The organism is Kumtagia ephedrae, from assembly GCF_003012745.1.
Taxonomy (GTDB): Bacteria; Pseudomonadota; Alphaproteobacteria; order Rhizobiales; family Rhizobiaceae; genus Kumtagia; species Kumtagia ephedrae.
This window is the reverse complement of sequence record NZ_PXYK01000019.1, coordinates 29472-52991: the sequence shown is the minus strand read 5'-3', so window position 1 is coordinate 52991 and position 23520 is coordinate 29472. Positions and strand designations below refer to the sequence as shown.

The following is a 23520-nucleotide window of genomic DNA, read 5'->3' as shown; positions in this document are numbered from 1 at the left end:
TCAGGCGTCCTCGAGCCAGAAGGTGTCGGGATTGTAGAAGCCGAGGTAGGAGGTCGGGTCGAAGCCGTAGATGCCGTCTTCCGGCAAATTGTGCAGCCGCGCCGACCGCAGGATGGGCTGCAGCGACTGGTTGACCGTGCCGATGGAGAACACCTGGTCGGTATAGATCGACAGCATCCGGTCCCACACGCGCGTTCGGTCGGCCATCGAGGCGGACCTTTGCCATTCGCCGAGCAGCCGCATCAGCTCGACGACTTCGGGCAGGTCCGGCGCCGTGCCCTGTGCCCCGTGCGAAACGTAGTGGACGCCCCACAACGGCCACTGGTACGCGTATTCGGCGGTCGGCGCGAGTTGGGCGGGGCTCATGTCGGCCGTCGGCACACCGTTGTCCAGGCCTTGCCACAGCGACAGCATGACCTTGCCGGCGAGCGCGCGGCTGCGGAAGATGTCGCGCTGCGAGGTCCGGATGAACATCGCCAGGCCGACCTGCATCCAGTGGTCGGAGACGAGTTCCAGCACGTCGGTCTCAAGCGTGCTTTCGCCGGCCGTCTCGACGATGAGCTGGGCCGGGCGTCCGTCCGGCAGGACGCGGATGCCGTCGTCGTCGCGCTGCGCCAGGCCGGCTTCGTCGAGCAGCCTGTTGGCGAGATCGGGATTGTAGTCGATCCAGGCGTTTGCGAATTCCGGCCGGAACAGCGGGCTTTGCGGCAGCACCGTATCGGCGCTGGGCGTCGCCAGGCCGAAGAAGGACGCCATGTTTATCTCGTGGCGGTTGATCGCCACCGACAAGGCGCGGCGGAAGCGTACGTCACGCAGGATATTGGACCAGACCTGGTCGTCGTAGTTGAGATTGGGCAGGATCGAGAAACGCGAGCCTTGCGTCTTCTTCCACAGCGTGACCTTGACCGGGTAGCGCTTCTCGGAATCCTTGAGGAAGGTGTAGTCGTTGAAGTCGATGCCGTGCGCCTGCAGATCGCTCTCGCCGGCGCCGGTCTTGGCCGGCACGATCGACGAGGAGCTGACGCTGAGCACGACCTTGTCGATATAGGGAAGCTGCAGCCCGTTCTGGTCGGTGCGGTGGAAGAAGGGGTTGCGCTCGAACACGAACTGCTCGGCCGGCAGCGGGGTCCGGTTGCACCACGGATCGAGCATCGGCAGCTCCGGATTCTCCGGCCGGTAGGTGCGTGACATCTTGATGTGCAGGCCGGTCCACTTCTTGGCCTTGTTCTTCTTCATCAGCTTGGCGAGCTTGTCCTCGTCCTGGTATTTCTTGTGGAACTGCTTGAGATAATGGGCGGGCAGCGCCAGGGTCAGCGGCTGCGGCGCCGCCAGGTTCGGCAGGAAGTCGGGATTGGGCGCCTTCCAGGTGTAGCGGACGGTCAGCGGATCGACGATCTCGAACAGCGGCTTTTCGCCGCCGACCAGCAGGCTGACCGACAGGCCGCCCGAGCTCAGGTCCTCGTTGTTGAGCACGTCCTCCCAGCAGTAGCGGAAGTCCTCGGCCGTCAGCGGCGCTCCGTCGGACCATCTGTGGCCGTCGCGCAGCTTGAAGGTGAAGATGCGTCCCTCGACGACGTCGAAGCTCTCGAGGACGTCCGCGACGAACGCCAGATTGCGGTCGTAGCCGACCAGCCGGGTGTTGCCGTAGAGCGTCATCAGCCGGATGTCCTTCTGGCTGCTGACGATGGTGCGGATGGTTCCGCCGTGCCGTCCCGGCAGGCCGCCGAACTCCGTGACGTCCATGACGCGCGGCACCTTCGGCAACCGTTCGGCGGCGGGCGGCAGCTCGCCGGCGTCGATCCGCTTTCGCAGATAGTCGGGCTCCCGGTCGGCCGCTTTCAGTCTGGCCGGCAGGAGGGCCGTGGCGAAAAGCCCGAGGGCGGTGCGGCGCGTCAGCATCAGACCAGCTCCCTTTTATCGACGGAGCGTCGCGCCAGCACCAGATGGCCGCCGCCGAGATCGGTCGGCGTCAGCGCGTCCCCGTCACCGTCATTGCGGAATTGCGGCGCCCAGGCGTTCTGGTCGGAGGCGCCGGCGGCATGCAGCGTATCGAAGTCGAGCGGACGGTCGAGATCCGGAAACGGCACGGCCGCCAGCAGCGACCGCGTGTAGGGGTGGACCGGGCGCTCCATCAGCGTCTCGCACGGCGCGAGTTCGACGATGCGGCCGGCGCACATCACCGCGATGCGGTCGGCCATGTAGTCGACGACAGCCAGATTGTGCGAGATGAACAGGTAGGTGAGGCCGAGCTCTGACTGCAGGTCCTTGAGCAGATTGAGGATCTGCGCCTGCACCGACACGTCGAGCGCCGACACCGGCTCGTCGCAGATCAGCAGTTCCGGCCCGAGCGCCAGCGCCCGCGCGATGCCGATGCGCTGCCGCTGCCCGCCGGAGAAGGAATGCGGGTAGCGGTTCAGCGCCCGCTCGTCGAGGCCGATCGCCTTGAGCAGCGCGGTGACCTTCTGCAGCCGCGACTGGGCGTCGCCGCGATCGTGAATCTCCAGCGGCTCGCTGATGATGTTCTGCACCGTCATGCGCGGCGACAGCGACGAGACCGGATCCTGGAACACCATCTGGATCTTGGTGCGGACGGCCCGCAGCGCCTCGCCTTCCGCTGCCAGCAGGTCGATCGGCCCGTCGGCGCCGTTGAAGACGACGCTGCCGCTGTCCGGCCTGACCGCCCGCATCAGGATCTTGCTGATCGTGGTCTTGCCGCATCCGCTCTCGCCGACCAGCCCGAGGCATTCGCCGCGCCTGATGTCGAAGCCGACATCGTCCACCGCCTTCACCGGCCTGTCCCGGCCCTTGCCGAACCAGCCGGAGCCGCGGGTCGTGTAGGACTTGACCAGGTCGCGTGCCGACAGCAGCACGTCGGAGCGCGGTTGCGCGACGGCGGCGGTCGCCTTCGCCTTCGGACTGTCGAGCAGGGTGCCGACCTTGACCGGAACGTCGCGCAGCGCCTTCAGCCGCTCGCCCGGCTTCATGTCGAAATGCGGCACCGCCGCCATGAGGCCCTTGAGGTACGGATGCTGCGGCCTGCGGAAGATGTCCTCCACCGTGCCCGCCTCCATGATCTCGCCGTGGTAGATCACCACCACCTCGTCGGCGACGTTGGCGACCACGCCGAGGTCGTGGGTGATCAGGAGCATGGCCATGTTCAGCCGCGACTGCAGGTCGCGCAGCAGGTGCAGGATCTGCGCCTGGATAGTCACGTCGAGCGCCGTCGTCGGCTCGTCGGCGATCAGCAGGGCCGGCCGGCAGAGCAGCGCCATGGCGATCATCGCGCGCTGCCTGAGGCCGCCGGACAGCTCGAACGAATACATGCCGTAGGCCCGCGCCGGATTGGGGAAGCCGACCAGCCCGAGCATCTCCAGCGTGCGCGCCTTTACCTCGGCGGCATCGAGGTCGGAATGGATTTTGAGCGCTTCGTCGATCTGGTTGCCGATGGTGTGCAGCGGCGACAGCGACGTCATCGGCTCCTGGAATATCTTGCCGATCCGGCTGCCGCGCAGCGCCCGGATGTCCTCGCCGTCGCGCGGCAATTGCAGGATGTCGGTGGATTTTCCGGTCAGCGGATCGTCGAAGAGGATCGACCCGCGCACCCGCGCGGTATTGGGCAGGATGCCCATCACGGCCTGGCTGATCACCGACTTGCCGGACCCGGATTCGCCCACCAGCGCCGTCACCTTGCCGGGCAGGACGCGGAAGCTGGCGTTGCGCACGGCATGCACGGGCCCGCCGACGATCGCGAACGAGATACCCAGGTTCTCGATCCGGAGAAGATCGCCACTTGAACTCTTAGCCGCCGCGTTCATGTCTTGCGACTGCCCCCACCCACGTCACAAATGCCCCAACAACGCGACACTAGCCGACAGTAGATCGCCTGCAAAGGCCGTGCGGATGGATTGGTGAAACTGCTATGCGGCCCGGCCGAAGACTTGGCTTCGACCGGGCCGTTTGAAGGCGCTGTTCTATGCGCGATACATGACGGAATCTTGAAGATTCCGTGTCAGGATGCAAGCCACGGGTAGCGTGCCGTATCCTTCCCGGCATAGTCCGGGTCGAGATAGATGAAGCAGCGCTGGATCTTCCAGTCGCGGATCTCGAAGACGTCGCACCAGCGTCCGGCCTGCCATTCCGGCAGTCCGGCGCGCCACGGGCCGTCCTGGTGCTCGCCGTGGCTGGTTCCCTCGCAGACCACGAGGTCCGAGCCCGAGAAGATCCAGTTGAAGTGCGAGTAGTGGTGGACGATCGACTTCAGAGTGCCGCCGACGTCGCCGAACATCTTTCCGATCTGCTCCTTGCCGGTGGCCAGTCCCCATTTCGGGAAATAGACCTGCGCGTCCTCGGCGAAGAGGTCGAGGATCGACCCGCCGGACGAGGTCACGCCGCCATTGTCGAAGGCCTTCAGATATTCGGTCGCCACCGATTTCCTCTGCTCGTCGGTCATCGTCTGGGTGGTCAATGCCATGGTTTTCTCCTCTTTTGGTTATGATCGTTGTGGCAGGCTGTCGCGTGTGAGTTCACCCCTACGCCTCCCTTGGGAGGAGGGGAACCGGCTTGCGTCTCCACCAGGCGCCAATCGTCGATGATTTCACTCGGCATGGCGGCCACAATGTCGCCCTCCTCCTCGAGGCAGGGCTATCGCATATGAGTTGTATCGGAGCGGCAGACAGCTCTGCGTCGTCATTCCGGGGCCGCGCAGCGGAACCCGGAATCCAGAGTGCCGACGCTGCTCGAAATGGCTGGATATTTGCGAGGTTTCGCTTTTCCTTCGACACCAACGCTCTGGATTCCGGGTTCCGCTGCGCGGCCCCGGAATGACGATCATCATCGGCATATGCGATTGCCCTGCCCTTGAGGGGAGGGGTAGGGGTGGGGGTGCAAGGGCCGCCGAATTCATTTTGCGTTTGCCGCCTCTGTCAGCGCCGCGGCTCCGCGTCGGCGGCGTTGGCGGCCAGATAGGCGAAGGCGAGGATCGGACCGAGCGTCGCGCCGCCGGCCCAGTAGGCGCGCGCCGAGGCCGACGCCACGCAATTGCCGACGCCGTAGAGCCCGGCGATCGGCGTGCCGGTGTGGTCGAGCACCTGCCCGTCCGTATTGGTGACCGGACCTCCTTTGGTGTCGAGATTGCCGCCGGAAAGCAGCGCCGCATAATACGGCCCCTTGCCGCTGATCGGATACATGGTCGGGTTGGGGGCGGCCGGGCTTTCCGCGGCCGGACCGTTGAACAGCAGCTCCACCTGCCGCTCGCCGCGGCGGAAGTCGAGGTCCCGGCCCGCTTCGGCGAAGCCGTTGAAGCGCTCGACGGTGGCGCGCAGCGTCGCCTCGAAACTCTCCGCCAGCGCCAGGTTGCCGGTGCGGGCGGCATATTTGTTCAGCCGCTCGCGGATGTTGGCGGTCAGTTCGGCAAGCGTGCCGCCCCGGATCACATGCGCGTCGTCGCTGCCTTCCGGCACGATGAAGCGACCGTATTCGTCGCTCGCCGAATGTTTTTGGCTGCGTTCGTCCCAGATGGCGATGAGCACCAAATTGGGGTAGGCGGAGGCGGCCGGATCCCAGGTGAAGAAGGCCTGCGCGGATTCGTTGTAGGCGAGTTTTTCGTTGGTGACGCGCCGGCCGTTGCGATCGACATAAATCATCGAGTCGCCCGATGGCGAGAACGTGCCGATCAGCCCCGGATCGCCGTTCAGCGCCTTTTCCAGCACGATCGGGCACATCCAGGCATAGTTCATGTTGCGCAGCTCGGCGCCGACCGCCGCGCCGATGTTGACGAAATCGCCCTCGTTGCTCTTCGCCGCGCAGCCGCCGAACACCGGCACGCTCTGAAAATTCCTGCGCATCGTCTCGTCATGGGTGAAGCCGCCGGAGGCGAAGATGACCGCCTTGCGCGCCCCGAAACGAAGGGTCCGCCTGTCGGCGACGTCGGCCTCCACGCCGACCACGGCGCGGTTGTCGTCGACGATGACGCGCTGCACGCGGTGGCCGGCGCGGATGTCGACGCCGTCGGCCAGCGCCTTGGCGCTCATGGCGCGGATCGCCACCTCGCCGCCGTCCGACATCGACTCGCGCGCCCCCTTGGGCAGCAGCACGCGGCCCTTCGGTGCCTTGTCCTCGGGAAGTTCCGCCCAGTAGTCCGGCACGAAGTCGCAATGCCGGTATTCCAGCGCGCCTTTCTCGGCCAATAGTTCGGTCGCCGGCGAGGCGTTGTCGTAGATGGCCGCATAGGCGTCGTATTCCCATTGCGACAGGCCGAGCGTCGGATGGTCGGGATTGTAGGCCTCTGGCCGCGACAGCCGGGCCATGTAGCGGATGCAGTCCTCCTTGCGGTCCTCGATGCCGACTTCCCGCATGTGCCGGTTGTTCGGCACCCAGTACCAGAACGCGGCTTTCTTGGTGGTCCCGCCGAGCTCGTCGGCCTTTTCCAGCAGCACGACGCTGTTTCCGCGCCAGCGGCTGAACAGCGCCGAGGCGAGCCCGCCGGCGCCGCTGCCGACCACGATCACGTCGGCTTGCGCGTCGAAGCCGCCGGCCCTGGCCGGCAAGGCCGACCTCCTGGCGATCGAAGACATGGTTTCCTCCCTGCTTTTGCGCGGGCAAAAAGCCGCTCGAAGCCGGAGATTCTTCCCTGCTTTCCACCGATTTTCTTCCAGAATGCTGCCGGTCTTTCCACGTTTCCGCAGAAAATGCCGGCATTTTGGACGGCCTGGCGTCCTCGCGGCGATTGAACCGGCTCCCGGATGGTGTAGATTTTGCCCGTCCGGGGAGGAGACCGGGGCCGAGGCCATCAAAACCTCGTACGAGCGAAAATTCACGGAACGCAGCGGTGGTCTGACCTGCCGCTGCTGGAGGAGCGTGAATGGCAGCAGCGACCATCGGGCGCGCCATGCCTGTCCGCTATGGCGGTCTGGAGCAGTTTCCCGAGCGTGCCAGCCATGGCGGCGTCGACTACTGCGTGGCCGGTTCGCGGCCCTATGCGCTGGAGTTCGCCAACGGCTCCGACGTGGTGTGCCTGCTGCTCGGCGACATCGACTCGACCAGCCGCTTCGACGACGGCCGCGAAGGCCCGCTGGTGTTCCGCGGCGAAACATCCGCCTTCCATCCGGGACGCGGCAATGTGCGGGTGCTGGCGCGCTCGGTGCGCCACGGCTTCGTCGCCTTCGCCTATTCGGATGTGTTCCAGGAGGCGATATCGGAGCGGGGACTGCGGCAGTGCGGCATCTCCGGCAGCACCAACAACATCGGCACCGGCCCCATCCGGCATCTGGCGCGCTATGCTCGCGACAGGATCGCCGCCGGCGCCATGCTCGACCCGCTGGAGATCCAGTATCTGGGCGGCATGGTCTATGTCGAGACCATGCGCGGCCTGCGAGCCGGCCGGCTTGCCGACGCTTCAGGGCTGTCGGACGCCGCCTTCCGGCGAATCGTCGACTTCATCGAGGCCGGGCTGGAGGGCGCCATCAATTGCGAAAGCCTGGCCGGTGTTGCCGGCCTGCCGCTGCGCTGCGTCTTCGACGGCATCAAGGCCCGCACCGGCCTGTCGCCCTACCAGTTCGTGATCAGCCGCCGGGTCGAGCGCGCCCGTGTCCTGCTCGAACAGTCCAACCTGCCGATCGCCGACGTCGCGCTGGCCTGCGGCTTCGCCTCGCAGCAGCATCTGACCACGACGCTGACGCGCAAGCTCGGCAGGACGCCGAGCCGGATCCGGAAGAACTGAGGTCTGGGTATTCAGACCCAGCCCCTAGTTCCCTATCCAATCCTCCCTGTGCAAGCTGGTCAGGATCTCGTCTTTCCACGACCCGTCGGCAAGGCACTGGCGCCGACGCGGCTGCGCGGGAATGCGCTTGTAACCAAAGCGCTTCTGCAGAACCCACGACGGTTCGTTGCCGGCAAAGTAGCCGTTGTGAAGTTCGAGCAGATGCAACGTGTCGAAAGCGAAGCGGATGCGCTCGCCGAATGCTTCGCGTCCATGGCCCAGACGCTGGTACGGCGCGCCGATCCAGATTCCGCCGCCTGCGCGGCCGCGCCCTGTGTCGATGTTGTTCAAGCTGACGCCGCCGACCACCGCGTGATCGACTTTCCGCTCGATCGCAAATTCGTAATCACGCTGCGCGCCTTCACCAGGCGAAAGCCGCTTGCAATGTTCAATCCATTTCAGGCCGTCCGATCGCAGATACGGGTGCGGAACGAATGCCAGCCACTGCGAGACCTTGATGTCGTTCAGGCCCACGACGAGCTGGTCGATGTCTGCGAGCCGCCAGGGGCGAAGGATCAGCGCCTCGGTTTCCAGTGCGGTTTCCATGGTCACCTGCGACTTGGAACTATCACGATAGCCGGTGGCTGCCGGGACCCGGCTTCTTTGCAGCGGTTGTCTTCCGTAGCCTTTTCATTCCCAGGATTGTCTGCCGATCAGGTTTGGCAGGGAGAAGCCAGGGCAGATCGCCCGCCGGCTATTCAGGTGCCGGGCAGTCGCCGCCGGCGAGCACGTCGGCGCAGTTGGGCGAGCGCCGGAAATCATCGTAGTAGAGCGTCCACTCGGTCGTGTGCGCGGCGCGGTACGGGCCGAACTTGAAATACTGGTTCTTGCCCAGACCCTTGTCGGCATGGCCGATATGGCCCTTGACGGTGACGATCGGCTTGCCGTTGGCGAAGATCTCGACATGCCCGGTGCCGTCCGGTCCGGGCTTGGTGTAGATGGCGAAGTCGATCCAGCCGGAATCGGCGGCCGGCAGCTTGTTGCCGTGGTCGACGATTTGCAGCGCCGGCGTGCAGGCGCTGAACATGCGCCCGTCCTCCGGCGTCCAGTCCGCCTCCGTCGCGATCAGCGCGCGCATCTGATTGGTCTCCGGCCGGAACCAGACCGGGACCGTACCGTCGCCACAGCTTGCGGCCGTGCCGTTCGCCGCATCGCCGCCCGGCGCGAGATAGTTGGTCTCGATCGTGGCGAACAGCTTGCCGTTGCGCAGGCGCAGCGCCAGGAACGGGCTGAAATCGCCCTCCGCGCCGGGATCGATCTCGCGCTTCCATTGCGCGATCAAATAGCGGTGGTCGTCCTGCGGGATCGGCTCGCCGAACCGGACGGCGAAGCCGTACCAGACGCCCTGGTCGTAGGGCACGCGCAGCTCGGTCTTCTCCCAGACCTCGGCGCGTTCGCTGCAGCCGTCGTTGGTGGCGCCGCACAGCGGCTTGATGCTGAGCTTGAGCGCGCCGTTGCCGGTGCGCTTGACTTCCTTCTGGAACTCGGCGGTGCCGGCGGTCTGCTCATAGTTCTCGCGATAGTAGAGGCCGCCGCTGTCGGCGAAGTCGGTGCCCTCGAAGCCGTCGGAAAGCACGATCGATCCGGGATCGGCGACGGCCGGAGCGGACATCCAACAGAGAGCCGCGACCGTCGCCATCCGGATCAATCCCGTTTTCACTGCACAGCCTTTCCATTGCCGGTGGAGCCGGCTCCCGCACTGTCGCGATAGAGCAGCATGAGCTGCTCGGCATCCGAGACGCCGTCATAGCTGATCTCGAAGGCATCGTCCTCCGAATCGACGATGTCGGTCATGTCGGGGTGGAGGATGGTGAGTCTTTCCTTGACGCCGCGCAACTTCTCCTTGCCGATGTTGATCCAGCCGCCGCCGCTGTAGCCGGCGAACTCCTCGCTGGCGATCAGGCTGTGCGGATATTTCTTGGTCAGCGCCTGCAGTCGCTGCACCTCGTTGACCGCCGAGCCGAAGGCCGAGAAGGTGAGCCGGTCGTTCAGCCCGACATTGCCGAACATGACGTTGCCGACATGCAGGCCGATGCCGTAGCCGATCTCGGCGAGGCCCCGGCGGCGCCGATCCTCGTTGAGGGCCGCCATCCTGGCGGTGGCCTTGTGGGCGGCCGAGAGCGCGGCCTTGCAGGCGATCTCCGAAGGCTCGTGGTGGCGGTCGCAGGGATAGACGGCGATGAAGCCGTCGCCAAGGAAGCTGAGGATCTGGCCGCCGCGCCGGTTGAAGGGAGCGGCGATGGCGTCGAAGAACTGGTTCAGCGTGTCGATATAGGCCTCGCGGCCCTCCTGCTCGGCCATCATGGTCGAGCCGCGCATGTCGGCCATCACCAGGGCGGCGCGGATGGTGTCGCCCTGGCCCCGGCGGATGTTGCCGTTGAGCACCCGCTTGCCGGCGTCGTTGCCGAGATAGGTGGTCAGCATGTTGTCGGCCAGCCGGTTGAGAACCGCCATCTTGGCGGCCACGGCCAGATGGTTCTGGATGCGCAGCAGCGCCGCGATCATGCCTTCGGTGAAGCCCGACGGCGCGTCGGTCGACCAGGAGCCCAGCATGCCCTGCTCCCTGCCGGCGGTGAACATATGCCGGAAGGCAAGATAGTCGGTGACCCCGAGCGTCTTGAGGTCGTCGAAGATCGGGAACTCCGAAGGCCCCGAATAATCGATGCGGCGGCGCAGATGGTCGAGCTTGTTGTTGAGCAGGTAGTAGTAGGGGCTGCGCAGGAACTGTTCCGATTTCTGCCCGGGCTTCTGGCGGAAGCCTTCCACCCGCATGCCCGAGCCGCGCTCCCAGGTGAAGCCGAGCGCGTCGTAGAGCGGATGCAGCATGGAAAAGGAAAGATGCACGCGGGCGATCGGCATTCCCGCCGCCGCCAGGCGTTCGCAAAAGCCGCGCACCATCGTCTCGAGATCGTCGCCCGCCAGTGACGAGGCCGTCAGCCAGTCGGCGACCTTGTCCATGAGAATTGTGGAAACGTCGGCTTGAGCACCGTTTGTCATCCGGGATCCTCCGGTCGTGGAAGTCATTGTCGGAAAAGCAAAACCGCGCCGGGGAGGATGGCGCGGAGGCTGGTCCGAAAGGGTATATAGGTGTGGGCCAGGCGTTGTTGAACAAGCCAGCTGACAGAAACCCAAGATTGCGTGTCGATGATGATCAGGCAGCCGCCGCCATCTGCTTGGACTTGAGGTTGGCGGCCGCCAGGGCGTAGCCGCCGGCGGCGCCGTCGATGAAATGGATGTGATCGGACTGGAGCGGCGTGGCGACGATGCAGGTCATCAGCGCCGAATCCTGGCGGTGCAGGCCGAACCGGCACACGCCCTCCGCCTCGGCCTGACGCAGGCGCGCCTCGATCCTGGCCAGGCCGGCCTGGTCGAGGTCGAGGGTCATCTTCAGCCCGTCGTCGAACTTGCGGAAGTCCGAGTTGTCGGCGACCTCGCGCGTGTAGCGGCGGGCGTCGAAGCGGCCGATGCTGAGGTTGGCCTTGTGCAGCGCCATGACGAGCAGCATCTGCGCAAGCACCGAAAGCTTGGTCAGGAAGCGCCGTCCCTTCGGGGTGGCCGCCCGTGCCTCTGCTTCGAGGCCGGCCGGCGAGATGCCGAATTCGGGACCTTCCGACGGCACGGGGTGGCCGCCGCGGTCCTGCTCGGCGGCGATCGCCAGCACGTCGGCGACCAGCTTCTGGAAGGCCTGCATGTCGGCGCCCGAAGCCGGCACGGCGATGATCGAGACGATCTCGCCGTGGCGGGCATGGATCGGGTTCCAGCGGCAGGACAAGCCGCTGAGGTCCGGCCGCGTGCCGCTCGGCGCCGCCGCGACGGCATAGCGCCCGGCCTTCATCTCCGCCTCGGCCCAGCTGGCGCCGCCGCCGATGAACATGGCGTAGGAGACGTCCGGGCTGGCGCGGAACAGCGCGACGCGCACGTCCAGCCCGCGCGCCCGCACCTCGCGCATCGGCACCAGCGCGGCGCGCAGCGTCAGCTCCAGCTCGTCGGCGGCCCAGGCCTGCGTCGCCGCCAGCGTGGCCTCGGCGATCGCCGCGCCCTGTTCGGGGAAGGCGACCAGCGCTCCGTCGCCGCCGAACACGAAAGGCAGGTCGCGGCGCCCGAGCGCGTTGAGCAGCGCCGAGATCATGCTGGCGCCCGCCATGTTCACGGCCTTGTAGCGCCCGCCGGCGATCGCTCGGGTGGAGCCTACGATGTCGGTGGTGGCCAGCACCCAATGGTCGGGCAGCGGCCGGTAGTTGGCGGGATCCACGACGCCCTCGAAGCGCGCGAAGGTCGGGATCGCGGCGAAGAAGGGATCATCCAGCGTGACAGCACCCATGTCTGCTTCCTAGCATATTTTCGCGGTCCTGTTTTGGTCCAGTGCGCGGTTGCCGGCCTGCCGCCGCAAATTGACTTGGGGCGGTCGCGTCGGCATAGGCTCGCGCCATGCGCATCGCCTTCTATGCTCCGATGAAAGCGCCCGATCATCCGGTCCCTTCCGGAGACCGGCTGATGGCGCGGCTGCTGATCGAGGCGATGCGTCTTGCAGGACATACGGTTTTCGTCGCCTCGCAGTTTCGCAGCTACGCGCCCACACCCGACGGCTTCGCCCAGCGGCGGGCGGCGGGCGAGGCCGCCGCGGCGGAGCTTGCCGCCGGCTGGCGCGCCGGCGGCAGGCCGGACCTCTTCTTCTGCTACCACCCCTACTACAAGGCCCCGGACTTCCTCGGACCGCCGCTGACGGCCGAGTTCGGCATCCCCTATGTCACGGCCGAGGCTTCGCTTTCCCGACGCCGGCGCGAGGGGCCGTGGGCCGAGGCGCAGGCCGTGGTCGAGCGCGGCCTGGTGCATGCGGCGCTCAACCTGTGCTTCACCCGCCGCGATTTCGACGGTCTCGCCGCGGCCCTCGGGCAGGACAGGCTGGCCATGCTGCCGCCTTTCATCGACACGGCCGCCTACCCGGCGCCGGCGAAGGGCTCGGCGCCGCCGCGGCTGGTGACGGTGGCGATGATGCGACCGGGCGACAAGCTGGACAGCTACCGGATGCTTGCCGCGGCGCTCGGAACCTGCCTGGATCTGCCCTGGACCCTCGCCGTCGTCGGTGACGGGCCTTCGCGCGACGAGGTTCGCGGCTTCTTCGCAAACCTGCCTCCGGAACGGGTCGAATGGCTGGGCGAACGGCGACCGGAAGAGGTGCCGGGCATTCTGGCCGGGGGCGACATCTATGTCTGGCCGGGCTCCGGCGAGGCCTATGGCCTCGCCTATCTGGAGGCGCAGGCGGCGGGCCTGCCGGTCGTCGCCCAGGCCGCAGCCGGCGTGCCGGAGGTGGTGCGCGACGGCGAGACCGGCCTGCTGACCCCGGAGGGCGACGTCGAGGCCTATGCGACGGCTGTCCGAAAGCTGCTGTCCGGTGTAGATGTCAGGCGGGACATGGGGGAGCGGGCTCGCCGTTTCGTGCTCGCGGAGCGGTCGCTGACGACGGCCTCCGCCACGCTGGCCGCCTGTCTGCGGAGACTCGGAGCATGACTCCTGCCGTCAGCAGCTGGCAGAACCTTGCCGCCGCGCTCGAGCGCTGGCGCGACGCCGGAAGGCAGCCGGTGTTCTGGCTGCGCGACGACGATGCCGTGGCGCCGACCGCGCCGCTCGACCGCCTTGTCGGCCTCACCGCCCGCCGCGGCGTCCCCGTGGCGCTGGCCGTCATACCGGCGCATGCCGAGCGCGACCTTGCCCGGCGCCTCGCCATGCAGCCGCATGTGACCGCCGTCGTCCACGGCTGGTCGCACCAGAACCATGCACCGGCGGGCGAGAAGAAGCAGGAGCTCGGCCCGCACCGGCCGGCCGCGACCGTTCTCGGCGAGCTGGCGCAGGGCCTGAAGCGCATCAGGGTGATGTTCGCCCGCTCGGCGCCGCTGCTGGTGCCGCCGTGGAACCGCATCGACGCGGCGCTCATTCCCGCGCTTGCCGGCCTCGGCTATCGCGGCCTTTCCACCTTCGGGCCGCCGAAGCCGGCGCCGCTGCGGCTCGTCAACACGACCGTCGACATCATGGACTGGCACGGCACGCGCGGCTGCCGTGATCACGCGGCCATCGTGGCCGAGATCGTCGCCGGGCTCGACGCGGGTTTCGCCGATCCGTCGCGCCCGCCCGTCGGCGTGCTGACGCACCACCTCGTCCACGACGAGTCCGCCTGGGATTTTCTGGAACGGCTGTTCGAGATCACCACGCCGGATGGCGCCGGGCGATGGGTAGGTGTCGACGCCCTGCTGGGCGATTGAGCTCAGACCTGCTTCTTCGCCGCCTGCCTTGCCTGAAAGGTCAGCGACTGGCCGTCGCGGGCGGCGAAGGCGCCGGGAAAGGCCTCCTTGGCGCGAGCCTCGATGCGGGCGAGCTCGATGTCGGTGCGGAACGGATCGTGGTGGAACAGCGCCAGCTTTTTCGCGCCGGCCGCCCGGCACAGCCGCACGCCTTCCTGCCAGGAGGAATGACCGAAGCCGCGGCGGCTCTTCATCTCCTCGTCCGTATAGGCCGCATCGTAGATGACCAGGTCTGCGTTCTCGATCAGCGCCAGCACATTGGCGTCCGGCGCCCCCTCGACATGCTCGGTATCGCAGATGAAGGCGACGGCGCGGCCGCCATATTCGACCCGGTAGCCGATGCAGCCGCCCGGATGGTTGAGGCTGCCGGTGCGCACGGTGACCTCGGGCCACGGATTGATCACGTCGCCGGAGCGGAAGTCGCGCGACACCACGGCGGCCCGGCAGATGCTGATCTCGACCGGGAACCATGGCGCCCGCATCAGCCCGCGCAGCATCTCGCGCGTCGACATGATGCCGGCGAGATGGCCGGACCAGATCTCGAGTCGGATCGACGGATCGTAGAGCGGCGCGAAGAAGGGCAGGCCGAGGACGTGGTCGTAGTGGAAATGCGAGAAGAACAGGTGCACGTCGCGGACGCCGGAGCGCAGCATCGACACGCCGGCCGGGCGGATGCCGGTGCCGGCGTCGAAGAGCAGGGTGCGGCCGCCGCAGCGCATCTCCACGCAGGGGGTGTTGCCGCCGTAGCGGCGGAACTCGCTGCCGGAGACCGGCACGCTGCCGCGCGCGCCCCAGATGCGGACCTTGAAGGATGTGTCGCCGCCTCCGGCGAGCAGCGGCGTCGGCTCGGCGGCTCGGCGCTCGGCGAGCACGCGGGCCGGGTCGGGCGGCGGATCGCAGTTCTCGAGGGCGCGAAGCCCGTGGGCGTCGAGCGGATTGCCCTTCACACCGTAGCCGATACGGCGTTCGGCGGGTCTCACGTCCAGATCCGGACGTTGCTTTGCGCGCGCGCTACGAATTGGCTTGCCTCGCTCTGCTGCGGGCGGCCGTCAGCTCTGCCGTGGTATGGCTGAGCCGGTCCGCCAGAACCTTGACGATCTCGACAGTCATTTCGGGGAATTCGGTCAGAAGCCGCAGGAAATGGTCCTTGCGGATACGCAGTGCTTCGAGGGGCGCGCTGGCCCGCACGGTGGCGGTGCGCGAGACGTCGCACAGGATGGCGATCTCGCCGACGATCTCGTTGGGCTCGACCTCGGCCACCTTGATCTGGCCGGCCGCCGAATCCACGAGGATGTCGGCCGTGCCCGACAGCACGACATAGGCGGCGTCCCCCTCGTCGCCCTGATGAAACAGCGTCTGCCCCTCCTTGTAGGACACGCGGTCCGACGTGAAGGCGAGCAGTTTCAGCTTGGCCGGCGCCACACGGGAAAACAGCGGAACCTTCCGCAGCATCCCGACTTCGTCGTTAAGCAGCATGATCGTTCAACCCCGAATGATCATCGCACAGCCTGGCTCCCTATGCCAACATCCGTGTGAAAATACCGTTTTCCTTCTTCAGAGTCTCGTGCGTTCCATCCTCTACGAGTTCGCCGCTATGGAAAACGATTATCCGCTCGAAAAGGTCCGCAAGATGTGGATTCGGCAGAACCCAAAGGATTGCCGGATTGCGTCCGCTTCGGTTTGCCTCCTCGAGCACGTTCCTGGTGACCACATCCTGCGCGCGCTGGTCGAGCGCCGCAAGGGGGCGATTGAAGATGATGAAATCGGCGCGTTTGAGTAGCGCGCGCGCCACATCGAGCTTCTGCCGCTGGGCGCTGGTCAGGCGGCGGCCGCCGACGCCGACATTGTAGTCGAGCCCGATGTCCAGCACCTCGTCGTGCAGGCCGAGCGTGTCGAGCAGCTCGCGCACCAGCGAGCGGATGCGCTCGGGCCCGTCCGGCTGGTTGTGGGCGATGCGGCCGAACAGCATGTTGTCGCTGAGCGTGGCGGCGGTGTTGTATTTCTGCGGATCGTAGCGCTCGATGGCGCCCTGCAGCTCGGCGGGCAGGCCGTCGTAGAAGCGGTGGCGCGCCGCCACGATCTTGTCCATCAATTCCGGCGTGAGCAGGCCGAAACGATGCCTGGGCTCGATATAGGCGAAGGACAGCTTGATGATCCTGGCGCGGTCCTCGTCCGAGGCGGCGTCGATCGGCTTGCCGCGCAGGCGCTGCAGCAGCTGCTGGTACTCGGGAATGTCTTCCGCCGTCATGAAGGCGAGCTGCTGGAAGAAGGGATGGTCGGGCGGCAGGTCGGCGAACAGCTCGATGGCCTGCTCGGCGATCTCCAGGCCCATGCGATAGAGCGTCTCGCCGAGTCCGTCCTGCCTGAGCACGGCACGGAAATAGGCGTTGCCGGCCAGTTCCTTGCCGGTGAGCTCCGGCCCAGTCGCGGCGCCGAACAGCAGGTTCTCGCCGATCGTCGCCTGGGTGTTGTAGGCGCCGGGCTCGAAGAACTCGACGAGGCTGCTGAGGCCTTCGGTGTCGAGCCGCTCGCGCAGCGCTCCGCGCACCTCGACGATACGGCCGCTGATCTCCGGATGCAGGCCGGGGTCGACGCGCGAGCGCAGGCCGAGGTCGAGGATGTCCTGCGACAGCACGACCGCGTCGAGCACCGGGCGGATGGAGTGGTAGAGATCGCGCGGACCGCTGGCGCCGGCCGAGGCGTAATCGACCCAGTCGCTGCCGACGTCGAAGTCCGGATTGCCGGCCTTGCGCGCCTCGTCGACGTTCCAGCGCCGCCGCGTAGCGCTCGTCCCGTCATACTGGACCTCCGTCAGCGGCGCGTGCTTCAGCCCGTAGAGAAGATTGTCGCGCAGCGAGCCCTGGAACAGATAGGCATCCGAGGACGCATAGGCCATCCGTCGTCCGGTGACCGATTCGGAAAGGTCGAGGAGATCGCGGTTGCCGACGGCGATGCGCCCCGATTCCGGCCAGATTAGGCCTGCGAAGGCCTCCGCAAGCGCTTCGGCGCCGCTGCCGGCCGTTCCGACGATGGCCACCTTCTCGCCCGGATGGACCTGCAGGCTGACCCGATCGAGCAGCTTGGCGCCGCTGTCGTCGACGAGCGTCAGGCTGCTCGTGGTCAGCGCATCCTCCAGCGGCGTCACCTTGTCCACGGTCAGGGTCTGCCGCTTCTGGTCGATAATCGTCTCGACCGTGAACTGCTCGACCACCTGCTGGTACTTGACCTGCACGTCCTGGCGGTTCTGATCCCAGTCGATCAGCTCCTTCAGCGGCCCGGGCAGGTCCTTGTAGGCGTTGATGACGGCGACCAACTGGCCGATGTCGAGGCGGCCCTGCAGCGCGAACCAGCCGCCGACGAGGTAGAACAGAAACGGCGTCACCTGGGCCAGGAAGTTGTTGATGAACTTGACCAGGAATTTCCACTGGTAGAGATCGTAGCGGATCTTGAAGATCGTACCGAGCCGGTCGGCGATGTCGGCGCGCTCGAAGTTCGACGTGTCGTTGATGTGGATGGCGCCGATGCCGTCGACGATCTCGCCGACGCGGCCGGACAGCGCGCGCGCCGTCAGCTGCCGCTCGCGGCCGAGCCGGATCAGCCGCTTGCGCATCTGCGGGATGATCACGAGCTGGATGCCGACGATCACCGCGGCGATCATGCCCAGCCAGAAGCTTTGCAGGACGATGAAGATCAGCGCCGTGAGCGCCTGACCGCCGAGCTGCGCCGGCGTGACGAAGGCGTCGCCGATGAAGCCGCCGAGCGGCTCCACCTCGTCCTTCACCATCGTGGCGACCTCGGCCGACTTGACCCGCTTGAAGTGTCCGGGCGGGAAGCGCAGCACCCGGTCGACCAGCTCGAAGCGGATGCGCCGCAGCATGCGCTCGCCGAGCCGCCCCTTGTAGGTGTTGATGTAGAGCTTGAAGATGCCGTTGATGATGACCAGCGCCAGGAAGACCAGGCTCAGCCCGACCAGGGTCTGCGTGCGGTTGAGCTGAAAGCCGTCGAAGAGATGGACCGTTCCGAGCAGGGGCAGGTCGAAGTCGATGGCCAGAAACGGCTGGGTGGCGCCCGGCGTCTCGAAACCCTGTCCCTGGATCGGGCCGTTGACGATCTGCTTGGGCAGGTCGAACGACATGAAATAAGGGATCATCGACAGCGCGACGACGAACAGGATCCAGAGCTGCTGACGCCAGGTGTGAATCCAGATGTAGCGGGCGAGGCTGCGTTCCATGAGAAATCAGTCCGCCGCCAGCCCGCGCGCCCGCCAATGCCGGCGGTCCGCATCCACAGTGCCGCCCAGGGTCAGCGTCTTCGCGAAATGCATGAGAATCCGTCTGAAATGCGTGGATGCCGTCCTCTGCCGGCAGCCTACAACAGCCGTTTCGCGGACGCCACCCGGGTGTGCTGCGGGGCCGTGGACAGCTTCGAGATGTAGCTGGCCGTTCGCAGCGCCATTGTCCGGGCAAGGCGGCACGATGTGTCCGCCTGTGCTCACAGCAGCGCCCGCAGCAGCCGCGCCGAGCCCATGGCGCCGTCGAGGTCGAGTGTCGCGCGCGGCGGCTTCGGCCGCGCCAGCGCCGCGCGGATCGCCTCGGCCAGAACCGGCCCGGTCAGGCCGGTTTCCGGGAGCGCTTCGGCCAGTCCGAGCCGCGAAAGCCGCGCCGCCCGCGCCGGCTGCTCGGTCTCGCCGCCGGCGGCGAACGGCACCAGGAGCGAACGGCAGCCCGCCCGCAGCACGTCGCAGACGGTGTTGTAGCCTGCCTGCGACACCGACAGCTCGGCGCCGCCGAGCAGGACGGGAAAATCCTCGCGGAACCGGAACAGTTGCAGACCGGACGGCGCTGCGGCCGCCGCCGCGTCGAACTCGGCCTGCGGCAGGTTCGGCCCGGTGATCAGCGCCCAGCCGGAGGCATCGGGCAGCAACCGCGCCGCCTCGACGGTCGCCCGCACCAGCTCGGCGCCGGCGGCGCCACCACCGGCCGACACAAGTACGTTGAAAACCTCGCGCGGCGGCTGCGGCGGCGGCGCGGCGACCAGGCCGGAATAGCCGACCGGCGGCCTGATCTCGGCGGCCAGCGGAAAAGTCTCCTCCAGCCGCGCGAAGGCCGGGTCGCCATGCACCATCACCAGATCGAAATGCCGGTTGAGCAGCTCGACCGTCTCCTCGTTGCGGCCCGGCTTGACCCGCTCCTGCAGGAGGTCGCGCACGGAGGTGACGAGGCGTGGCCGCGGCGCCATGGCGGCGACCGCGTCAAGCAGGGGCAACAGCTCGAAGCGCATCTGCCGGCGGCCGAACGGAAACGCCTCGATCACCACGATGTCGGGACGGCGCTCGTGCAGGGCGGCGAGCAGCAGGTCGCGCCGCCGCGCCAGGAAAGCCTCGTCGACCGGTTTGCCGTCGGCCTCGACCAAGCCGGAGAACGCCTCCGACGCCGAGCCGACCGCCGGCAGCGCCACATGGTCGAGCCCGGGGCCGGGAAAGCCCTTCACCGGGAGGCCACCGGTCACCATCGTCACCCGAAACCCGTCCTCGACCAGTGCAGCCGCCACCCTGCTGGCGCGGGCGAGATGGCCGATGCCGAGCAGGTGCTGGACGTAGAAGAAGACGCTCGCCATCAGGCCTTCCGCCATTCCTGCTCGAACAGGCCGACGAGCTGGCCGATGCTGGAGTGGTGGTCGAAATGGCGGCGCACGCGGTGCTCCGCCGCCTCGCCGAGCTTTTTGCGCAGGGCCGGGTCGCCGATCGCCCTTGCCAGCGCGGCGGCGAGCGCCTGGGGATCCTCGGGCGGAACCAGCAGGCCGTCCTCGCCGTCGGTGATCAGCTCGGGAATGCCCGAGACCGTCGTCGACACGCAGGGCAGGCGCTGGCTCGACGCCTCGACCAGCACGTTGGGCAGGCCGTCGCGGTCGCCGTCGCCGGCGATGCGGCAGGCCAGCGCGAATAGGTCGGCGCGCCGATAGAGGGCAAGCACCTCCTCCTGCGCCAGCGCGCCTTTCCAGGCGATGCGGTCGGCGATGCCGAGCCGCTCCGCCAGGGCCTTGAGTTGCGGCAGCCGATCGCCGCCGCCGACCTGCTCCAGTCGCCAGGCGAGGCCGGCCGGCAGCAGGGCGAGCGCCTCCAGCAGCGTCTCGAATCCCTTCTTCTCGACGGCGCGGCCGACGCTGGCGATGAGCACCGGCTGTTGCGGGTCCGAGCCGTCGGCGTCCGATCGCGTCCCGTGGAAGGGGGCGAAGCGGTCGAGGTCGAGCCCGTGATAGCTGAGATGCACCTGCTCAGGCGCCGTCGCCAGGCCGCGCAGATGCTCGAAGCCCGACTGCGTGCAGGTCACCGCCCAGCGCGCGTGTTTCAGCTTGTCCGCCAGGTCCCAGCCCGCCGAGGTCCAGATGTCCTTGGCATGCGCCGAGCAGGTCCAGTCGATGCCGGTGATGCGGCTGGCATAGCTGGCGACGGAGGCCGGGGTGTGGATGAAATGCGCATGCAGCCAGCCGGCGCCCTTCGGCCATTCGGCGGCGAGCACCAGCGCCTGGCCGAAGCGCCGGAACCGGTTGCGGCTGAAGTCGCGCGACAGGTCCGGCAGGAACCGGGCGAAGGCACGCCAGAACCCCGGCCTGAACAGACCGGTCAGCGCCGCGCGAGCCACCCGCAGCGGCTCCTCGTGCAGATATTCCGGCAGGTAGACGACCGGCGCCCTGATCTCGTCATGGATCGGATGCCGCTTCTTGTCGGTCGGCCGGCGCATCGAGACCAGCACCAGGTCGAGCCCGGCGCGCTCCAGTCCCAGCAGTTCCTGGGCGATGAAGGTCTCGGACAGGCGGGGATAGCCCTTGAGCAGGACGGCGACCTTGCGATGCATGCTTTGGGGATCAGCGTTCGACGACGGAGAGCTGCGGTGCCGGCCGCTTGTCCAGCCAGTCGCCGACGATCTCGGAGATATGCACGAGGCCCTCCAGCCGCAAGTCCGGCCGCGATTTCGATGGCGGCGCCCGGTTCGGCAGCGCCTTGAGCGCGGCGGCGAAGCGCTGCGCGTCCTCTGCCTCCTCGGGCAGTAGCATGTCGATCAGCCCGAGCTCGGCGGCGCGCCGGGCCCGGATGAGCTGCTCCTCGCGCGGCGCGACCCTGGGCACGATCAGCGCCGGCTTGTCGAAGGAGAGGATCTCGCAATAGGTGTTGTAGCCGCCCATCGCCACCACGCCCTTCGAGCCGGCGATCAATTCTTCCATGCGGTTGTCGAACTCGCGGATCTCGATGAACGGGATCTTCGCGCCCTTGGCGATCAGCCTCTGCCGCTTCTTCGACGGCATGTAGGGGCCGAGCATGATCAGCGCCTTGTGGGTCAGGCCGGGATCCTGCTGGTAGGCATGGATGACGTCGTGGATCAAGTCGGCGCCGTCGCCGCCGCCGCCGGTGGTCACCAGGATGTAGTCGCCCTCGGGGCGATGATCCGGCACCTCGTCGTTGGACAGGCTGCGCTGCAGGAAGCCGACGAAATTCATCTTGGCCCGCACGGAGGGCGGCACGTCGAGGCCGGTGAGCGGATCGTAGAAGTCCGGCGGCCCGTAGGCCCAGATCATGTCGTAGAACAGGCCGATCTTGCGCATGACGTCGCGGCGCGTCCATTCGGCGTCGAGCAGATGCGGCGCGTCGAGCACTTCGCGCAGCCCCAGCACCAGCGTTGTGCCGCGCGTCTTCAGATAGGCCAGCGTTTCCTCGACCTCGCCGCGCAGGCCGAGCGGCTCCTTGTCAACGATGAAGATGTCGGGCTGGAAGGTCTCGGCCGTGTGGCGGATGATCGACTGGCGCATCTTCAGCGTCTCGTGCAGGTCGATATGCCGCTCCAGCGAGGTGTATTCGCCGTTCCTGAGCTTGATGACGCTGGGGATCTTCACGAAGTCGACGCGGGCGCGGTAGTCGAAGGCGCCGGCGATCTGGGCGCCGGAGATGATCAGCACCTGCAGGCCGCGGAAATCCTCGACCAGAGAGTGCGCGATCGCCCGGCATCTCCTGAGATGACCGAGGCCGAAAGTATCGTGGCTGTACATGAGGATACGAGCATGTTCGAAGCGCCGCATCATGCCGGTGTCACCTTGGTCCTTGCCCTTGCGGCGTCCCGCTCCAACGCGCGCTACCCTATACGGGCAGAGCCGATCGGTCTACGCCCTGAGCGGCCTCAGATAGGGGCGGATGGCGCGTTCGAACAGGGCCGTGGACAGCACGAACGCGTTGATTGCCGGGGTGTGGAAATTCGCATAACCTTGACCAAACGATAAAAAACGGGGCGAACCCGAAGCCTGCCAACCAGAGGTGGTCCAAATGCCTATCCGTCACTCTTCCCGGAGCGTCTCCGGGTTCTCCCGCCGTACCGTCCTGAAGGCCGCGGGCGCCGGCTCGGCGCTCTCCGCGGTTGCCGGCCTGCCGACACGGCTGTTCGCGCAGGAACCTGTAAAAGTCGCGGCGATCTATACGGTTCCCGTCGAGCAGCAATGGGTGAGCCGCATCCACAAGGCCGCCAATGCGGCAAAGGAGCGCGGCGACATCGAATATGTGTTTTCCGAGAACACGTCCAACAACGATTACGAGCGCGTCATGCGCGAATATGCCGAGGCCGGCAACAAGCTGATCATCGGCGAGGTGTTCGGCGTGGAGGACGCCGCCCGCGGAGTGGCCAAGGACTATCCCGACGTCGCCTTCCTGATGGGCTCCAGCTTCAAGCCGGACGATGCCGTGCCGAACTTCGCAGTGTTCGACAACTACATCCAGGACGCCTCCTATCTCAGCGGCATCGTCGCCGGCGCCATGACCAGGTCGAAGTCGATCGGCATGGTCGGCGGCTATCCGATCCCCGAGGTCAACCGGCTGATGCACGCCTTCATGGCCGGCGTGAAGGAGGTGGCGCCCGACACGAAGTTCCAGGTGGCCTTCATCGGCTCGTGGTTCGACCCGCCCAAGGCCAAGGAGACGGCTTTCGCGCAGATCGATGCCGGCGCCGACGTCATGTATGCCGAGCGCTTCGGCGTGTCCGACGCGGCCAAGGAGAAGGGCGTGCTGGCGATCGGCAACGTCATCGACACGCAGGCGGACTATCCCGAGACCGTCGTCGCCTCGGCGCTCTGGCATTTCGAGCCGACGCTCGACAAGGCGATCGCCGAGGTCAAGGCCGGCAGCTTCAAGGCGGCCGATTATGGAGTCTATTCGTTCATGAAGGAGGGCGGCTGCTCGCTGGCGCCGCTCGGCAGCTTCGAGGCCAAGGTGCCGGAGGAGGCGAAGAAGCTGGTCGCCGAGAAGGAGAAGGCGATCAAGGACGGCTCGTTCACCGTGGAGATCAACGACGCGGAGCCGAAGTCGAGCTGACGCCGATTCCCTCCCCCTTGAGGGGAGGGTGGCGGCGAAGCCGCCGGGTGGGGTCCGTGCGGCCGCGCTCGGCGTCTCTTCTGGCGCGGATATTTCAGGAAAAGGACGTCGAGCCCTGC

At 67.1% G+C, this 23520-nt stretch carries 18 protein-coding genes; 4 read left to right on the top strand and 14 right to left on the bottom strand.

Translation table 11 applies throughout. From position 1 onward, the window contains the following. The 4 genes from C7I84_RS19070 to C7I84_RS19055 form a co-directional block, all read right to left on the bottom strand. Positions 1 to 1899, bottom strand: coding sequence for an ABC transporter substrate-binding protein (locus C7I84_RS19070; RefSeq protein WP_106773806.1), 1899 nt, complete (start codon positions 1897 to 1899; stop codon positions 1 to 3). Next, a complete protein-coding gene (locus C7I84_RS19065; protein WP_106773805.1) occupies positions 1899 to 3815 on the bottom strand; it encodes an ABC transporter ATP-binding protein in 1917 nt (638 codons plus the stop codon). Before C7I84_RS19065 ends, C7I84_RS19070 begins: the two co-directional genes overlap by 1 nt. Positions 3816 to 4009: 194 nt before the next feature. Next, positions 4010 to 4471, bottom strand: a complete 462-nt coding sequence (locus C7I84_RS19060) for a nuclear transport factor 2 family protein (RefSeq protein WP_106773804.1) — start codon at positions 4469 to 4471, stop codon at positions 4010 to 4012. A gap of 451 nt (positions 4472 to 4922) precedes the next feature. Continuing rightward, complete coding sequence (locus tag C7I84_RS19055; protein ID WP_106773803.1) at positions 4923 to 6572, bottom strand: FAD-dependent oxidoreductase; 1650 nt, start codon at positions 6570 to 6572, stop codon at positions 4923 to 4925. 287 nt (positions 6573 to 6859) lie between these two features. On the opposite strand from C7I84_RS19055, the gene C7I84_RS19050 reads away from it, so the two are divergent. After that, the gene (locus tag C7I84_RS19050; protein WP_106773802.1) at positions 6860 to 7717 is read left to right on the top strand and encodes an AraC family transcriptional regulator; all 858 of its coding nucleotides are present in this window, start codon (positions 6860 to 6862) and stop codon (positions 7715 to 7717) included. Between the two features lie 24 nt (positions 7718 to 7741). Here the strand turns inward: C7I84_RS19050 and C7I84_RS19045 are convergent, their stop codons facing one another. The 4 genes from C7I84_RS19045 to C7I84_RS19030 form a co-directional block, all read right to left on the bottom strand. Beyond that, positions 7742 to 8302: a GNAT family N-acetyltransferase gene (locus C7I84_RS19045; RefSeq protein WP_106773801.1), complete on the bottom strand. Its 561-nt coding sequence runs from the start codon at positions 8300 to 8302 to the stop codon at positions 7742 to 7744. Between the two features lie 148 nt (positions 8303 to 8450). Further along, positions 8451 to 9368 (bottom strand): polysaccharide lyase family 20 protein, encoded by a 918-nt coding sequence (locus C7I84_RS19040; RefSeq protein ID WP_245428499.1) that lies wholly within the window; start codon positions 9366 to 9368, stop codon positions 8451 to 8453. 44 nt (positions 9369 to 9412) lie between these two features. Beyond that, a complete protein-coding gene (locus C7I84_RS19035) occupies positions 9413 to 10753 on the bottom strand; it encodes an adenylate/guanylate cyclase domain-containing protein (RefSeq protein WP_106773799.1) in 1341 nt (446 codons plus the stop codon). 154 nt (positions 10754 to 10907) lie between these two features. Continuing rightward, entirely contained in the window at positions 10908 to 12077 is a 1170-nt protein-coding gene (locus C7I84_RS19030) for a DUF3095 domain-containing protein (protein WP_106773798.1), read from the bottom strand. A gap of 107 nt (positions 12078 to 12184) precedes the next feature. Between C7I84_RS19030 and C7I84_RS19025 the strand changes: the two genes are divergently transcribed. Continuing rightward, positions 12185 to 13264 (top strand): glycosyltransferase family 4 protein, encoded by a 1080-nt coding sequence (locus C7I84_RS19025; protein ID WP_106773797.1) that lies wholly within the window; start codon positions 12185 to 12187, stop codon positions 13262 to 13264. Beyond that, positions 13261 to 14013 carry a polysaccharide deacetylase family protein gene (locus tag C7I84_RS19020; protein WP_106773796.1) on the top strand — a complete coding sequence of 251 codons (753 nt, stop codon included), beginning with the start codon at positions 13261 to 13263 and terminating at the stop codon, positions 14011 to 14013. The genes C7I84_RS19025 and C7I84_RS19020 overlap by 4 nt, the downstream gene beginning before the upstream one ends. Before the next feature lie 2 nt (positions 14014 to 14015). Here C7I84_RS19020 and C7I84_RS19015 read toward each other — a convergent pair whose 3' ends face one another. The 6 genes from C7I84_RS19015 to C7I84_RS18990 all read right to left on the bottom strand — a co-directional run bounded on the left by C7I84_RS19015 (position 14016) and on the right by C7I84_RS18990 (position 22125). Then, a complete protein-coding gene (locus C7I84_RS19015) occupies positions 14016 to 14888 on the bottom strand; it encodes an MBL fold metallo-hydrolase (RefSeq protein WP_120785125.1) in 873 nt (290 codons plus the stop codon). A 175-nt stretch (positions 14889 to 15063) separates the two neighbouring features. Then, positions 15064 to 15528, bottom strand: a complete 465-nt coding sequence (locus C7I84_RS19010; protein WP_106773795.1) for a cyclic nucleotide-binding domain-containing protein — start codon at positions 15526 to 15528, stop codon at positions 15064 to 15066. Between the two features lie 40 nt (positions 15529 to 15568). Continuing rightward, a complete protein-coding gene (locus C7I84_RS19005; protein WP_106773794.1) occupies positions 15569 to 18283 on the bottom strand; it encodes an ABC transporter ATP-binding protein in 2715 nt (904 codons plus the stop codon). Positions 18284 to 18543: 260 nt separating this feature from the next. Next, the gene (locus C7I84_RS19000; RefSeq protein ID WP_106773884.1) at positions 18544 to 19668 is read right to left on the bottom strand and encodes a glycosyltransferase family protein; all 1125 of its coding nucleotides are present in this window, start codon (positions 19666 to 19668) and stop codon (positions 18544 to 18546) included. Next, the gene (locus C7I84_RS18995) at positions 19668 to 20906 is read right to left on the bottom strand and encodes a glycosyltransferase (protein WP_106773793.1); all 1239 of its coding nucleotides are present in this window, start codon (positions 20904 to 20906) and stop codon (positions 19668 to 19670) included. Before C7I84_RS18995 ends, C7I84_RS19000 begins: the two co-directional genes overlap by 1 nt. Positions 20907 to 20916: 10 nt before the next feature. After that, a complete protein-coding gene (locus C7I84_RS18990; protein ID WP_106773792.1) occupies positions 20917 to 22125 on the bottom strand; it encodes a glycosyltransferase family protein in 1209 nt (402 codons plus the stop codon). Positions 22126 to 22363: 238 nt separating this feature from the next. Here C7I84_RS18990 and C7I84_RS18985 point away from each other — a divergent pair, with 238 nt between their 5' ends. Then, on the top strand, positions 22364 to 23401 hold the full coding sequence (locus C7I84_RS18985) for a BMP family protein (protein ID WP_106773791.1): 1038 nt from the start codon (positions 22364 to 22366) through the stop codon (positions 23399 to 23401). Positions 23402 to 23520 lie beyond the last annotated feature (119 nt).

Excerpts from the sequence above, each read along its gene's own strand:
- C7I84_RS19070 (WP_106773806.1), bottom strand. The coding sequence starts at position 1,899 with ATGCTGACGCGCCGCACCGCCCTCGGGCTTTTCGCCACGGCCCTCCTG.
- C7I84_RS19065 (WP_106773805.1), bottom strand. The coding sequence starts at position 3,815 with ATGAACGCGGCGGCTAAGAGTTCAAGTGGCGATCTTCTCCGGATCGAG.
- C7I84_RS19060 (WP_106773804.1), bottom strand. The coding sequence starts at position 4,471 with ATGGCATTGACCACCCAGACGATGACCGACGAGCAGAGGAAATCGGTG.
- C7I84_RS19055 (WP_106773803.1), bottom strand. The coding sequence starts at position 6,572 with ATGTCTTCGATCGCCAGGAGGTCGGCCTTGCCGGCCAGGGCCGGCGGC.
- C7I84_RS19050 (WP_106773802.1), top strand. The coding sequence starts at position 6,860 with ATGGCAGCAGCGACCATCGGGCGCGCCATGCCTGTCCGCTATGGCGGT.
- C7I84_RS19045 (WP_106773801.1), bottom strand. The coding sequence starts at position 8,302 with ATGGAAACCGCACTGGAAACCGAGGCGCTGATCCTTCGCCCCTGGCGG.
- C7I84_RS19040 (WP_245428499.1), bottom strand. The coding sequence starts at position 9,368 with ATGTCCGCTCCGGCCGTCGCCGATCCCGGATCGATCGTGCTTTCCGAC.
- C7I84_RS19035 (WP_106773799.1), bottom strand. The coding sequence starts at position 10,753 with ATGACAAACGGTGCTCAAGCCGACGTTTCCACAATTCTCATGGACAAG.
- C7I84_RS19030 (WP_106773798.1), bottom strand. The coding sequence starts at position 12,077 with ATGGGTGCTGTCACGCTGGATGATCCCTTCTTCGCCGCGATCCCGACC.
- C7I84_RS19025 (WP_106773797.1), top strand. The coding sequence starts at position 12,185 with ATGCGCATCGCCTTCTATGCTCCGATGAAAGCGCCCGATCATCCGGTC.
- C7I84_RS19020 (WP_106773796.1), top strand. The coding sequence starts at position 13,261 with ATGACTCCTGCCGTCAGCAGCTGGCAGAACCTTGCCGCCGCGCTCGAG.
- C7I84_RS19010 (WP_106773795.1), bottom strand. The coding sequence starts at position 15,528 with ATGCTGCTTAACGACGAAGTCGGGATGCTGCGGAAGGTTCCGCTGTTT.
- C7I84_RS19005 (WP_106773794.1), bottom strand. The coding sequence starts at position 18,283 with ATGGAACGCAGCCTCGCCCGCTACATCTGGATTCACACCTGGCGTCAG.
- C7I84_RS19000 (WP_106773884.1), bottom strand. The coding sequence starts at position 19,668 with ATGGCGAGCGTCTTCTTCTACGTCCAGCACCTGCTCGGCATCGGCCAT.
- C7I84_RS18995 (WP_106773793.1), bottom strand. The coding sequence starts at position 20,906 with ATGCATCGCAAGGTCGCCGTCCTGCTCAAGGGCTATCCCCGCCTGTCC.
- C7I84_RS18990 (WP_106773792.1), bottom strand. The coding sequence starts at position 22,125 with ATGATGCGGCGCTTCGAACATGCTCGTATCCTCATGTACAGCCACGAT.
- C7I84_RS18985 (WP_106773791.1), top strand. The coding sequence starts at position 22,364 with ATGCCTATCCGTCACTCTTCCCGGAGCGTCTCCGGGTTCTCCCGCCGT.